This window comes from Deinococcus sp. AJ005, from assembly GCF_009017495.1.
In the GTDB taxonomy this organism is placed as follows: domain Bacteria; phylum Deinococcota; class Deinococci; order Deinococcales; family Deinococcaceae; genus Deinococcus.
Genome location: NZ_CP044990.1, coordinates 802,876 through 815,312 on the forward strand (window position 1 = coordinate 802,876; position 12,437 = coordinate 815,312).

Consider the following 12,437-nt stretch of genomic DNA (forward strand, 5'->3'; position numbering starts at 1 on the left):
GGGACAACCGGAGCGACGGTGGTGGCAGCGGCTGGGGTGGGCGCAGGGACCGCGGGAGCGGGGGTGGGGGCAGTGAGAGGAGGCGCAGGGACCGTGGGCGCAGGGGCAGAGGGCACAGGGACCCTGGGAGTGGGAGGTTTGACAGGTGCAGGCGCACGGGGTGCAACTGCGATAGGTGCAGCGGGAGCAGGCGCAGGAAGAGGGGGTGCGGGAGTGTGGGGCGCCGTCATAATGGGTGCGGGGATGGCGGGCGCTGGAGCAACAGGTGCTGGGGTGATTGGCGCTGGAGTGATCGGCATTGGCACAGGCACAGGGGGAACCGCAGGCGCAGTAACTCTAGGCGCAGGTACAGGCGCAGCCGCTGTAGGTGCAGCGCGGTAAACCGGGGCGCAGGAGTTCAGGACGCCAAGGGACAGCGCCGCGCCCACGCCCAGCAGCACGGGCCGCAGCCCATGCTGGGCCGTCTGACGCTGAGCCAGCCAGGAGGTCAGGACAGGAAGGGAGGACTTGGACATCGTTGAGGCCGAGTATAAACACCCTGTATGTGCGTCCCTGCCAGGACGGTGTGAGAAGCCTCCAGTTCAGGGGCGCGCGGCGCGCGGCATCATGGCGGATATGTACACTGTTTCTCCCTCTTCCGTCCCGGCCTCTGCCCCAGATCAGCCGGGTCAGGTCTGGGCGCACGTCGGTCAGCCGTTCGCGCCCCGCCCCTACGACGTGGTGGTGCTGGGCGCGGGCCGCATGGGATCGGCCTTCGCCTTTTACCTGCGGGGGCTGGCGCCCCACCTCTCCCTGTTGCTGCTAGAGGAGGGGGGCCTGCCCAACGAGGACGGCGCGACTCTGCTGGCCCCCGGCGTGTGGACCGCGCGGGGTGTGCCGAAGGACCGCAGAGCCGAGGCCGACTGGACCCGCGAGCAACTGGCAACGGCGTTTGGCGACATCAGTTTTCAGCCCCGCCCGCTGATCGAACTGTTCGCGGAGGATGGGCCAGAGCGGATGCCTGTCGCAAAGGCCCTAGCTCCCTACCCGGACGCGCTGGCGATGGTGGGCGTGACCGCGCTGCCCTTTGCACGTTTGGACGCGGACGCCGCCACCTACCGTCCCGGCGCGCTGGCCCTGTCTGCCGCCCAGACCGCCGTGAAAGCGGGTGCGGACCTGATGCTCAATGCCCGCGCCCACGCCGTCTCAGAGGGTGAGGTTGTCATCGAGCGCCTGAGCGTGACCAACACCCACCAGATCGTCGTTCACGAAACCCACCGCCTGCGCGCTGGAATGCTGGTGCTGGCGCTGGGTGCGGATGGCCCGCACGCGGCGGAACACGATCTGGGCGTCCACACCACCCACGCCCGTGCCTACCGCCAGACGCCGCGTCTGAATGTCCCCAGCACCGACGACACGCCCACCCTGCGCGCCGCTGGCCTGACCCTGCGTCCGCAGAATGGCGGCTTTACCCTGATTCCGGCGGTCCACCACCGCGATCCGCACGGCTACGTGCCCACGGGCGGTCACCTGACGGGCGTGCCCACGGGCCTGCGCCGCGAAACGCTGGAGGATCTGGTGGCGCTCATGGACGCCCTGCCACCCCTGGGGACGGAGGCGCTGGGCCTGGGCCGCAGCATCAGCGACATTCCCGGCGCATGGCTGGCGTTGCCGGGTGGACGGGCGGACGGGTTGCCCCTGCACCAGACGCTGACGGACGGCGTTCACCTGCTGCTGGGCGGCCCGCACGCCGATACGCTGGGTCTGGCGGTGGCCCACGATCTGGCGGCGGCGGTGGCTGGGGTGGGGGAGAGGCCGTGGGAGGATGGCGCCTCGGTCTGACACGCCCTTCATCCTGGCCAGACTGTGCCTGTGGGTCTAACTCCCCGTTAACATACGGGGCTAGACTACGTGCTAAGACGCCGCTCCGCACCCACGCGCCCCACAAGGAGACTTTCCATGCCCAACATCGGCCCCGCAGAACTGATCGTGATTTTACTGGTTGCCCTGGTGGTCTTTGGCCCCCGCAAACTCCCTGAACTGGGCAAGAGCCTGGGCGCGGGCCTGCGCGAGTTCCGCAAGAGTACCCAGAGCCTCAAGGACGAGCTGGATGTCGGCCTGAACGACAAGGGCGCGCAGGCGGCCCCGATTCAGACCATTCACGCCTCGGTTCCGGCCCAGTCTGTGAGCGCCGCCCCAGTCAGTGCCGCCGCCGTGACGCCGCAGGCCCAGGCTGCCGCGCCCGCCGCCGAGGTCATGGCCGAACCCGTGACCGCTGCACCTGTGACGGCAGCGGTCAATCTGGACAAAGAGAAGGAAGTTGTGCAGGGCTGAACTGCCTTCGCCAGAATTCGCCGTCCTCAGGGGCGGCTTTTTTTGCTGGGCCTCCGGTCATTTCTGCTACGCTGACCGCCGTGCTATTTCCCCTGTTTCTCATCGGTCAGCCCTGATGCTGGCCCGCGCCCGCAGCGTGGCCCTGATCGGTGTGGACGCCGTTGCCGTGGAAGTCGAGGTGGATGTCTCGCCGGGTCTGCCCGCATTCACGGTGGTGGGGCTGCCCGATCAGGCGGTCAGTGAGGCGCGTGAGCGGGTGCGGGCGGCGATTCGCAACGCGGGACTGCCTTTCCCAGCAGCCCGAATCACAGTCAATCTGGCCCCGGCGGACCTGCGAAAAGAGGGACCGCTGTATGACCTGCCCATTGCGCTGGGCGTGCTGGCGGCCCAGGACCTGTTGCCCGCGCGGGCGCTGGACGGCCTGCTCTGTGCGGGAGAACTGGCGCTGGACGGCAGCCTGCGGCCCATCGCCGGGGCAGTCAATCTGGCGCTGCTGGCCTCATCGCTGAAGCTGCCCGCCCTGCTGCCAGAAGGCAACGCGCGCGAGGCGGCGCTCATTGACGGCCTGACCGTCTACGGCGCGCGGACCCTGCTGGAGGCGGTGGCCCACCTGAGCGGACGCGCCAAACTCCCGGTCACGTCTGCCCCGGAGGCGGAAGACGACTCCGGCCTGCACCTCGATCTGGCGGACCTGAAGGGGCAGGCGGCGGCGCGGCGGGCGCTGGAAGTGTCGCTGGCTGGCGGCCATAACCTGCTGCTCGTCGGCTCTCCGGGCAGTGGCAAGACCATGCTGGCCCGCCGCGCGCCGGGGCTGCTGCCCCCGCTGACCCGTGCCGAGGCGCTGGAGGTCACGCGCATCCATTCCGCGGCGGGCGTCCTGAACCTGCGCGGTGGCCTGAGCCTGGGTGCGCCGTACCGCGCGCCTCACCACACCGTTTCGGATGCGGGATTGATCGGCGGCGGCAGCATTCCCCGGCCCGGCGAGGTCAGTCTGGCCCACAGGGGAATTTTATTTCTCGACGAGTTCCCCGAATTTAGCCGCAAGGCCCTGGAAACCCTGCGCCAGCCGCTGGAAGACGGCACGGTCACGATCAGCCGGGCGCGGGCCACGGTGGAGTATCCGGCGCGCTTTCAACTGATCGCGGCCATGAATCCATGCCCTTGTGGACATCTTGGCGATCCAGAGAAAGGCTGCACCTGCACGGCCTCCGAGCGAACGCGCTACGCCGCCAGAATCAGCGGGCCGCTGCTGGACCGCCTAGATATCGTCTGCCGCGTCCCTCGCTTGACGGTAGATGAACTGACGCGTGCGCCGGAGCCAGAAGCATCGGCCCCAGTTCGGGCACGAATCATGGCGGCGCGCAGGAGGATGATGGAACGCCAGGGAAGCCGCAACGCCGATCTAGCCGGACAGGCGCTGCGAAAATTTGCCCGGCTGGCCCCCGGCCCGGAAAACTTCATCCGTGCGGCGGCGCGGCAACTGGGCCTGACCGGGCGCGGCTTTGACCGCGTGCTGCGCGTGGCCCGCACGGTGGCGGACCTGGGCGGCGAGGCGGACGTGCGCGAGACCCATCTGGCCGAGGCCGTCACCTACAGGCCACGCGAGCTGACCTGATGGGCCTCCAGCTCAACCCGGAGCGTTTCGGCACAGAGCGCTTGAATCCAAGGCGCTCAGCTCTCGCTGGTGCCCCGGTCCCGGTCCGGCATGGGCGTGTTCACGTCATCCTCGTCGGCCAGTCCGAAGCCGCCGCGCCCAGCGTCGCCCGCGCGGGTCTCGTCGGTGGGGTCCACCGGACCGCTGCCCTCCTCAATCAGAGCCTCGGGATTGATCACGGCGGGAAAGCCAGCCGAGCCGCCTGTTCCGCCGCTCACGACGACAGGAATAAAGTCAGCCTCGTCTGCCAGATCACGTCTGGCCTCGCCCGGCACCGGGGAGTTGACACGGTTACCTTCCTCACTCTCGACTTCCTCGACGCTCTTGCCCAGCGGTTTGTCGCCGTATCGGTTATCCGTCATGCCCGCAGTCTGGGTGAGTGCAGGAACATCCGGGTGAAGCGGGCCTGCACCTTTCCTTATGTTGGTTTTCCTGACGCCCGGCGCTCCTGCTCAGCTCTCGCTGTTTTCGCTGCTTTGCCCGGCATCGGGGCCAGCCTGCGCGCGGTCCCGGCGTTCCTGCGCCATCACGCTGTCGGTCAGCAGGGTGTCCGGGCTGACCACACCGGGATTGGTGCTGGTATTGCTTTTAGAGACGGCGGGAATCACGGCCACCGTTTCCTCTTCATGGCGGACCTGCTCGCCCGGCACCGGGGAATTGACGTGGTTGCTCTCCCCGCTCTCGATGTCCTCCACGCTTTTGCCCAGGGGTTTGCTGCCGTAGCGGTCCGGGGAATCGGTCATGCGGCCAGTCTGTGGGCCGGACCAGCGCAGCGGGTGAGGTGGGAGGTGACCTGTTCTTCATCTGCTCCGCTTCCGCAGACGCCTCTGATTTCGCAGATGCCCTGCCCCCTGCTGGCTGGGGTGTCGAGAGCGCACGACCCACGGCAGGCACGCCAAGTCGGTATGCTGAGCGCCAAGTACATAGCCGAGAACCTGCAAGACAGGGCGGTTCAGCCCGGACCCACCGCCCCACCCCCGAGGAGAGAACATGACCCAGAGTGCCCAGAGTGAACGTGCCCAGACGGCCCTGAAAACCAGTGGAATCACCGACGTGCCCCTGATGTCGCTGGAACGTGAGGACGCGCTGTTCGTCCTGACGGGCGATCTGCTGATCTACCAGGACGGCGGCGGCACGCGGCGCGTGACCCTGCGTGACCTGACCCGTATCCACAGCGATCAGGCTGGGCTGCTGCGGGTGGAAACCCCCGCCGGAACGGCCCTGACCGCCAGCCTGCTGGGCTTCGACGTGGCCCAGGTCCAGACCTTCTTCAAGGGCGTGCGCAGCGCCACCGCCCGCGCCAAGGACCTGCCGGATTCGCCCACGCCCACCCCTGGCGGGGCCAAGACTTTCGGGTCCGCGCCCGCAGTAGCAGATGGGGCAGTTGCAGGTGGGGCAGTGGCAGATGGTGAGGCCAAGGCCCAGAACACCCAGGCGCACACCGATTCCGCAGCCACCGTTTCAGACGCCACGGTTCCAGAAATGGCCGGGATGCCCGCAGCTTCCGGCAGCCCGGATGCAGGCCCCCAGACCGGGGAGTCCGCGAAGGCCAGCGCCCCGGCCAGTTCTTCCCCCGACATGCAGGGTGCAGCGCCCGAGCAGGACAAGGCTCCAGAAGACAGCAAGACCCAGACTCCAGCGGCTGCCGGATCTACCCTGAGCGCTAGCCCCGCGACGGCTGGCGCGGCCACGCCTACGCTTCCCCCAACTGCGTCCTCCGAATCCACGAAGACTGGCGGCAGCGCCGAGAATCCAGTGGTCATCTCGTCGTCGAGCTTCTCGCCGAATGTCAGCAAGCCGGGGCTGGGTGCAGTGGTTGCAGCAAAAGTGGAAGCTGTCAGGTCTGACATCACCAAGCCCGGTACGGCCAAACCCGAGACATCCAAAGCCGATGTATCCAGAGTTGGCGCACCTCAGGCCGAGCTGTCCAAACCAGAACTCCGCAAGGGCCAGACCGCCGCGCCTCTCTCTGACATTCCAGCAGACCAGGCTGCCTCCAGAATCGAGCTGCCCAACCGTCCCATTCCGCGCAGCGCTGTGGCGGTTCCCGGCAACACTGCCCCCGACAGCCCGAAGCCTGAACTTCAGGCCGTTTCTGATCCCATGCCCACCGCTGCGCCGCCCGTGACCGCCCTGTCGAAGGTGGCGGCAGCCACGGCGCTGGCGCGGCAGGCGGGCACCGTGGAAGGTCTGGCCGGGCGGCTGAAGCTGCTGGGCGCGGTGCTGTTCGTGGCCGCGCTGGCGCTGGCCTTCTTCCAGTTCACGGGCGATCAGGCGCTGGCCGGAATCTGGACCCTGCTGTCGGGCGGCGTGGGCGCTATTGCGCTATTGGCGCTGGGTGAACTGTCGGCCCTGCTGGCGCTGATGGCCCGCGTGCCCGGCCCGGCGCGGACCACTGCCCATGACGGCTGAGACCCACAGCACCGGACCCCACACCGACGCCCAGCGGGACGCCCGCGAACTGCTGATCGGGGCCGTCTCCATCGCGTCCCTGTCCGGGCAGGAAGCGGAGGTGGCCGGATTTCTGCGCGACTGGATGGAGGCGCGCGGCTTCGCGGCCCAGGTGGACGGGGCGGGCAACGCCGTGGGAGCGCGCGGCAACGGTCCCTTTACCGTGGCCTTGCTGGGCCACATGGACACCGTGCCGGGCGACATTCCGGTGCGGGTGGACGGTGACGGCGTGCTGCATGGGCGCGGCAGCGTGGACGCCAAGGGTTCGCTGTGTACCTTCATGGCGGCGGTGGCGGCGCTGCCTCCGCAGGCCCTGGACCACGTCCGTTTCGTGGTGATCGGCGCAACCGAGGAAGAGGCCCCCAGCAGCCGGGGCGCGCGGCACATCCGGGAGGTGCTACACCCCGACGCCGTGCTGATCGGCGAACCCAGCGGCTGGGAAGGCCTGACGCTGGGCTACAAGGGCCGACTGGTGGCGCAGGTCCGCGCCGAAAAGGACAACTTCCACACGGCGGGAGAGGGCAGCAGCGCCGCCGACGATCTGACCGAGGCGTGGTTTCGTGTGCGTGCCTGGGCCGCAGCCAGCGCCAGTGATCAGGGTGCCGGGGGCGTGGGCATCTTCGACTCCGTGCAGGCCACCATCCAGGGCATCGGCTCAGCGGGCGACGGCCTGACCCAGCGGGCCGAGGCGACGTTCGGCCTGCGTCTGCCGCCGCGCCTCTCGCCACAGGACGCGCAGGCACAGATTCTGGAGCTGCTGGGCGATCTTGTCAGCGTGTCCGTGACCTTTGTCGGCCATGAAACCGCTGTGCGCTACCCCAAGGACAATGCCCTGACCCGTGCCATGCGTGTGGCTATTCGTGCCCACGGCGGCACCCCGGTCTTCAAGGTCAAGACGGGCACCAGCGACATGAACGTGGTGGCCGCCCACTGGCCGGTGCCCACGCTGGCCTACGGCCCCGGTGACAGCGCGCTGGACCACACCCCCGACGAACGGCTGGATCTGGCCGAATATGACCGCGCCGTGCTGATCCTGACCGACGCGCTCACGCGGCTGGCAGCCTCGGTTTCGCAGAAGAGTCATACGGACTCCGATTGAAAAGTGTTGGAAACACCTGGAAATCCGGACGGAGTGAGTGGGAGAAAAACGGGTTCCGGGCATGGAGTGAAGGAATCGGCGCTGTCCCGATTTCTGCACGAAATAGACGGAACCCGTATCAGTTATAGCAATAAAGAGAAACGGGCAAGCGCGAAATGCGCCGCAATGGCCCTCCGGGGCGTGCGCTACGCTTGCCCACATGATTCGCGTCCTGCCCCCCGAAGTCGCCCGGCTGATCGCGGCGGGCGAGGTGGTCTCGCGCCCGCTGGACGTGGTGCGCGAACTGGTGGACAACGCGCTGGACGCCGGGGCGAGCCGCATTGAGATCGAGCTGGAGGGCGGCGGCCTCTCGCTCGTGCGGGTGCGTGACAACGGGGGCGGCATCGGTGCGGACAGCGTGGAACTGGCGGCAGTGCGCCACGCCACCAGCAAGCTGGAACCCGTGGCCGGGGCGGTGGAACGCGTGACCACGCTGGGCTTCCGGGGCGAGGCGCTGTGGGCGGCGGCACAGGCCGGGGAACTGCACCTGATCACCCGCCCGGCGGGTCAGGTGGGGGCCTCGGAGGTCTGGGCGCAGGGCGAGGACGTGCGGGTGGGCCGCGCCGCTGCCCCGGCAGGCACCACGGTCATGGTGCGCGGCCTCTTTTCCCGCCTGCCTGCCCGCCTGCGGACCCAGGCTGCCCCAGCCGCCGAGGTGCGCGAGATCACCGCGCTGGTGGGCCGTTACGTGCTGCACCATTCGGGCCTGCACTGGCGGCTGAGCGTGGACGGCGATCCCAAACTCACCCACGCCCCTGCCGATCACCGGGGCGCGGTGGCGAGCGTGTACGGCCCGCTGAATGCCAACCGGGTCCTGAAAGTGGAATCGGCTGGGGACGGGGTGGGTGTCCTGGGCGTCGTCTCGCGCCCGGAGCTGACGCGGGTGCGGCGGGACCGGATGCACTTCAGTGTCAATGGGCGGCCCATCCTCGCGCCGCCAGAGCTGGAAAAGGCGGTGATCGACGGGTATGCCGAGCTGCTGCCCGCCGGGGCCGCGCCGCTTTGCGTGCTGGACATCACCGTTGCGCCGGGGGATCACAATCCCAATGTCCACCCCGCCAAGCAGGTGGTGGCCCTGGCCGATCTGAGCGGCGTGGCCGCGCGGGTGCGGGAAGCGGTGGCGGCAGCCCTGGCACAGCACCCGCTGGCCCGCGCCGCGCCTGCCCTGATCGCCCCGCCCGAACCCTCCGAATCGCCGCGAAACGGCTCTTTCCCCGAACTGACGCTGGTGGGCATCTATCAGGAGCTGTACCTGCTGGCCCAGGGCGAGGGTGACCTGTGGGTGGTGGATGCCCACGCCGCCCACGAACGCGCGCTGTACGAGCGGCTCACGCGCGAACTCCTGACGGCCCCGCCCGTGGAGCTGCCCGAGCCGGAACTGCTGCACCTGACCGCTCAGCAGTTGGCAGCGCTGGATGAACGCCACGAGGAACTGCGCGGCTGGGGCCTGGAAATCGAGGACTTCGGCGCGGGGCTGGCAAGATTGCGAACCCTGCCCGCCGCGCTGGCCGCCCTGAAAATCCCCCGCCTGCACGAGCAGATCGTAGAGGGTGCCCTGGGGGGTGGCCCCGATCCGCGCCGCGACGTGCTGGCGAATCTGGCGTGTGCGCCTGCCCTCAAGGCCGGAATGCTGGATCACGGGCGCGGTGAGCTGGTGCTGGCTGCTCTGGCCGACTGCGAACACCCGTGGGCCTGCCCCCACGGACGCCCCACCACCCTGCGCCTCTCGGAGCGCGATCTGGCGCACGCCTTCGGGCGGCGGGGAGTGCGGGACGTGGCACGGGGACGGGACGCCGAGAAGAAAGTGGTGCCGAAAGAAACCCAGCGGAATTGAGCAAAAAAGAAGGGGCGCAGTGAAAATTCACGCGCCCCTTCTCCCTCTAACATGCCCTTAAAGTGGCTGTGTCAGCCGCCGGGCCGCCCCGATATACATCCGTGTGCCGTGGTCCAGCGCGCGTTCGTCGATGTCGAATCTGGGGTGGTGGTGCGGGGCATAATCCGGGCCGCCCGCGCCGATCAGCACGAAGGTTCCGGGGGCCACCGTCATGTAGGCGCTGAAATCCTCGCTGCCCATCAATGGCTGGCCCTCGGTGACCGTCACCGTGTCGCCAAACGTTTCCTGGGCCACCTCGCGCAGAATCGCGGTGGTGGCCGCGTCGTTGATGGTGGCGCGGTAGCCGTTCTGATAGCTGAAGGTGTAGGTGGCCCCGAACGCCTCGGTGATGCCCTGCACGATCTTTTCCATGCGCTGTGGCATCAGCTTTCGCAGTTCGGGGTCAAAGGTCCGCACCGTGCCGTTCAGCGTGGCCGTGTCGGGAATGATGTTGTGGGCGGTGCCAGAGTGAATCTGGGTGACGCTCAGGACGGCGGGCACAATCGGATCGAGCTGGCGCGAGATCACGCTCTGAAAGGCCAGCACGATCTGCGCGGCGATCACCACCGGGTCCACCGTCTGGTGCGGCTGCGCGCCGTGGCCCCCTTTGCCCTGAATCACGATGTCGAAGCCGTCCGGCGAGGCCATCAGCGGCCCCTCGCGCAGCATGATCACCCCGGCAGGAATGGGACTCATGACGTGTTCGCCCATCACCACGTCCACCCCCGCCAGCGCGCCGCTGTCCACGATCTGCTGTGCGCCGCCTGGGAAATGTTCCTCGGCGTGCTGGAAGATGAACCGCACTTCGCCGCAGAGCTTCTCTGGCTGCCCCGACAGCACCTTGGCTGCGCCCAGCAGCATGGCCGTGTGCGCGTCATGGCCGCAGGCGTGCATGACGCCCTCGCGCTTGCTGGCAAACGGCAGCCCGGTTTCCTCGGTGATGGGCAGCGCGTCCATGTCGGCCCGCAGCAGGACCGTGCGCCCCGGCCCCGCCCCACCTTTCAGCGTCGCCAGCACGCTGGTGGGCGTGGGCCGCGTGACCGTCAGGTTGGGGAGTTTACTGAGCTGGCCTTCCACGAAATCGGCGGTCTCGTTCTCGTGAAACGACAGTTCCGGGTTCTCGTGCAGGTAGCGACGCCACTGGATCACCTGCTGCTGCAATGCGTAATCCTCGATGCTGGCCTGTGTGGGCTGACGGATGCTCTGGGTCATGGAAAACCTCGTGGGGTGACTCTGAGAGGCGAAGGGGTGACGTGAAAGACCATTCGCGTCACCCCACAGAACTTTAGGTGGCAGAGCTTTTTAGCGGTTTGACGGTTAGACCGTTTGACCCCTCACTTCTTGCCGTCAATCGTGATGTCCTCGAAGGGCAGCAGGCTGGACGGTCCCGGCTGCCAGCCCTTGACGTAGGTGCGGATGGCCGCCAGTGGGCGTGAATGCACGATGGGCAACCGGACGTTGGCGTCGTAGGTGATCTGGTGAATCTGGGCATAGGCCTTGGCCTGGGCTGCGCGGGTGCTGGCGGCGGCGGCAATGCGGAGCTGATCAAAGATCTTCTGGCTGCCGTAATTGTTGTCCGCCGTGGCTTCCTCGCCGTAGTAGGTGTTGTAGAAGTTATACGGGCTGGCATATGGCCCCGTCCAGCCGATCATGTACATGTCAAAACCGGGGGCCTTGTTGCGGTCATCCAGGTACTTGGCCCAGTCCTCGGTCTTCAGGGTGGCCCTGATGCCAATGGCGGCCAGATCGGCGGCCATTGCCTCGGCAATCGGCTTGGGCGTGGGGAAGTAGGGGCGGGACACCGGCATATACCACAGGTCCAGGGTGAAGCCGTTCGGGTAGCCCGCGTCGGCCAGCAGTTTCTTGGCGGCTGCCGGGTCAAATTTGTAATCGGCGGGAACGGACGGGCTGTTGGCCCACTTCAGTGCCGGGGGCAGGAAGTTGGCATCGGTCACGCCCAAATCGCCCCAGAACGCATCCACGATGGCCTTTTTGTTGATCGCCATGCTGATCGCCTGCCGCACCTTGTCGTTTTTCAGGTACTTGTTGCCCAGGTTCAGGCTCAGCATGCCCACGTTGAACGACGGCACCAGCACCGCTGCCAGGTTCTTGTCGGCCTTGATCGAGCTGAGTTGTTCGGGGTTCAGATCGGTGGTGAAGTCAATCGTTCCGGCCTTGAGTTCGTTCAGGCGGGTGCTGGGGTCTTTCAGGAAACGCAGCACCAGCGCGTCGTATTTGGCCTTGTTTCCCCAGTACGCCTTGTTTGGGATCAAGTTGATGCGGTCTCCGGTCTTCCACTCCTGCATGATGAACGGCCCAGTCCCCACCGGCAGCGCGGCGGGCGTGCCGTATTTGGTCCCGGCCTTCTTGATGGCCGCCGGGCTGGCAATGCCAAAGAAGCTGGTTGCCATCGTTTCGGGAAGCTGCGCATAGCCGCGCGTCATGGTGAAGATCACCTTGCTCTGTCCATCTGCCCGCACGCTTTTCAGGATGGTCCCGGCGTCGCCTTTAAAGCCGCCGAAGATGAACTGCCAGGAGGTAAAGGACTTGCCCAGTTCCTTTGCGCCGCCGGGGGCTGCCGGGTCCCACCAGCGGTTGACGTTGTACACCACCGCGTCGGCATTGAAGGGCGTGCCGTCGGTGAACTTGACTCCGGGCCGCAGGTAAAAGGTCCACTCGGTGGAATCGGCATTGGTGGTCCACTTGAGGGCCAGACTGGGCGAGATGTCGCTGGTGCCGTTCTTGAAGCGCACCAGGCCGTCGTAGACCATCATCTGTGGGGTGGCCGAGTTGCCGTCGGTGATGGTGCCGGAATCCAGCGAGACGGGTTCGCCGCCCGCGCCGTAGACCAGGGTGGCCGCGCTTGCCGAGGTGCCGTAAGACGCTGCGCCCAGCAGGGCCAGGGAAAGAAAAAGGGTACGCCGCATAGAAGCCTCCTGAAGCTGGAAAAAAGGGAAAGGCGTGATCGGGGCCGGGCTGGATTGTCGAAGCTGCTGTGAGGCTAGGGA

The 12,437-nt window shown here is 67.4% G+C and carries 10 protein-coding genes; 6 read left to right on the forward strand and 4 right to left on the reverse strand.

Features of this window, described 5'->3' with window-relative positions; translation table 11 throughout:
- Positions 1–615 precede the first annotated feature (615 nt).
- The 3 genes from DAAJ005_RS05740 to DAAJ005_RS05750 all read left to right on the forward strand — a co-directional run bounded on the left by DAAJ005_RS05740 (position 616) and on the right by DAAJ005_RS05750 (position 3,928).
- Positions 616–1,821, forward strand: coding sequence for an FAD-dependent oxidoreductase (locus DAAJ005_RS05740; RefSeq protein WP_151846275.1), 1,206 nt, complete (start codon positions 616–618; stop codon positions 1,819–1,821).
- A gap of 117 nt (positions 1,822–1,938) precedes the next feature.
- Positions 1,939–2,313 (forward strand): twin-arginine translocase TatA/TatE family subunit, encoded by a 375-nt coding sequence (locus tag DAAJ005_RS19275; protein WP_151846276.1) that lies wholly within the window; start codon positions 1,939–1,941, stop codon positions 2,311–2,313.
- Positions 2,314–2,428: 115 nt separating this feature from the next.
- Entirely contained in the window at positions 2,429–3,928 is a 1,500-nt protein-coding gene (locus tag DAAJ005_RS05750) for a YifB family Mg chelatase-like AAA ATPase (protein WP_151846277.1), read from the forward strand.
- Between the two features lie 56 nt (positions 3,929–3,984).
- On the opposite strand, the gene DAAJ005_RS05755 is transcribed toward DAAJ005_RS05750, so the two are convergent.
- Positions 3,985–4,329 (reverse strand): hypothetical protein, encoded by a 345-nt coding sequence (locus tag DAAJ005_RS05755; protein ID WP_151846278.1) that lies wholly within the window; start codon positions 4,327–4,329, stop codon positions 3,985–3,987.
- A gap of 90 nt (positions 4,330–4,419) precedes the next feature.
- Positions 4,420–4,710: a hypothetical protein gene (locus DAAJ005_RS05760; RefSeq protein WP_151846279.1), complete on the reverse strand. Its 291-nt coding sequence runs from the start codon at positions 4,708–4,710 to the stop codon at positions 4,420–4,422.
- Positions 4,711–4,957: 247 nt separating this feature from the next.
- On the opposite strand from DAAJ005_RS05760, the gene DAAJ005_RS05765 reads away from it, so the two are divergent.
- The 3 genes from DAAJ005_RS05765 (at position 4,958) to mutL (ending at position 9,390) form a co-directional block, all read left to right on the forward strand.
- The gene (locus DAAJ005_RS05765; protein ID WP_151846280.1) at positions 4,958–6,379 is read left to right on the forward strand and encodes a hypothetical protein; all 1,422 of its coding nucleotides are present in this window, start codon (positions 4,958–4,960) and stop codon (positions 6,377–6,379) included.
- Positions 6,369–7,517 carry a [LysW]-lysine hydrolase gene (locus tag DAAJ005_RS05770; protein ID WP_151846281.1) on the forward strand — a complete coding sequence of 383 codons (1,149 nt, stop codon included), beginning with the start codon at positions 6,369–6,371 and terminating at the stop codon, positions 7,515–7,517. Before DAAJ005_RS05765 ends, DAAJ005_RS05770 begins: the two co-directional genes overlap by 11 nt.
- A gap of 199 nt (positions 7,518–7,716) precedes the next feature.
- Positions 7,717–9,390: a DNA mismatch repair endonuclease MutL gene (gene mutL, locus DAAJ005_RS05775; RefSeq protein ID WP_151846282.1), complete on the forward strand. Its 1,674-nt coding sequence runs from the start codon at positions 7,717–7,719 to the stop codon at positions 9,388–9,390.
- Between the two features lie 57 nt (positions 9,391–9,447).
- On the opposite strand, the gene DAAJ005_RS05780 is transcribed toward mutL, so the two are convergent.
- A complete protein-coding gene (locus DAAJ005_RS05780) occupies positions 9,448–10,641 on the reverse strand; it encodes a M20 family metallopeptidase (RefSeq protein ID WP_151846283.1) in 1,194 nt (397 codons plus the stop codon).
- Positions 10,642–10,763: 122 nt separating this feature from the next.
- A complete protein-coding gene (locus DAAJ005_RS05785; protein ID WP_151846284.1) occupies positions 10,764–12,356 on the reverse strand; it encodes an ABC transporter substrate-binding protein in 1,593 nt (530 codons plus the stop codon).
- Positions 12,357–12,437 lie beyond the last annotated feature (81 nt).

Bases quoted from the DNA above. Each gene is read 5' to 3' on its own strand.
- DAAJ005_RS05740 (WP_151846275.1), top strand. From the start codon at position 616: ATGTACACTGTTTCTCCCTCTTCCGTCCCGGCCTCTGCCCCAGATCAG.
- DAAJ005_RS19275 (WP_151846276.1), top strand. From the start codon at position 1,939: ATGCCCAACATCGGCCCCGCAGAACTGATCGTGATTTTACTGGTTGCC.
- DAAJ005_RS05750 (WP_151846277.1), top strand. From the start codon at position 2,429: ATGCTGGCCCGCGCCCGCAGCGTGGCCCTGATCGGTGTGGACGCCGTT.
- DAAJ005_RS05755 (WP_151846278.1), bottom strand. From the start codon at position 4,329: ATGACGGATAACCGATACGGCGACAAACCGCTGGGCAAGAGCGTCGAG.
- DAAJ005_RS05760 (WP_151846279.1), bottom strand. From the start codon at position 4,710: ATGACCGATTCCCCGGACCGCTACGGCAGCAAACCCCTGGGCAAAAGC.
- DAAJ005_RS05765 (WP_151846280.1), top strand. From the start codon at position 4,958: ATGACCCAGAGTGCCCAGAGTGAACGTGCCCAGACGGCCCTGAAAACC.
- DAAJ005_RS05770 (WP_151846281.1), top strand. From the start codon at position 6,369: ATGACGGCTGAGACCCACAGCACCGGACCCCACACCGACGCCCAGCGG.
- mutL (WP_151846282.1), top strand. From the start codon at position 7,717: ATGATTCGCGTCCTGCCCCCCGAAGTCGCCCGGCTGATCGCGGCGGGC.
- DAAJ005_RS05780 (WP_151846283.1), bottom strand. From the start codon at position 10,641: ATGACCCAGAGCATCCGTCAGCCCACACAGGCCAGCATCGAGGATTAC.
- DAAJ005_RS05785 (WP_151846284.1), bottom strand. From the start codon at position 12,356: ATGCGGCGTACCCTTTTTCTTTCCCTGGCCCTGCTGGGCGCAGCGTCT.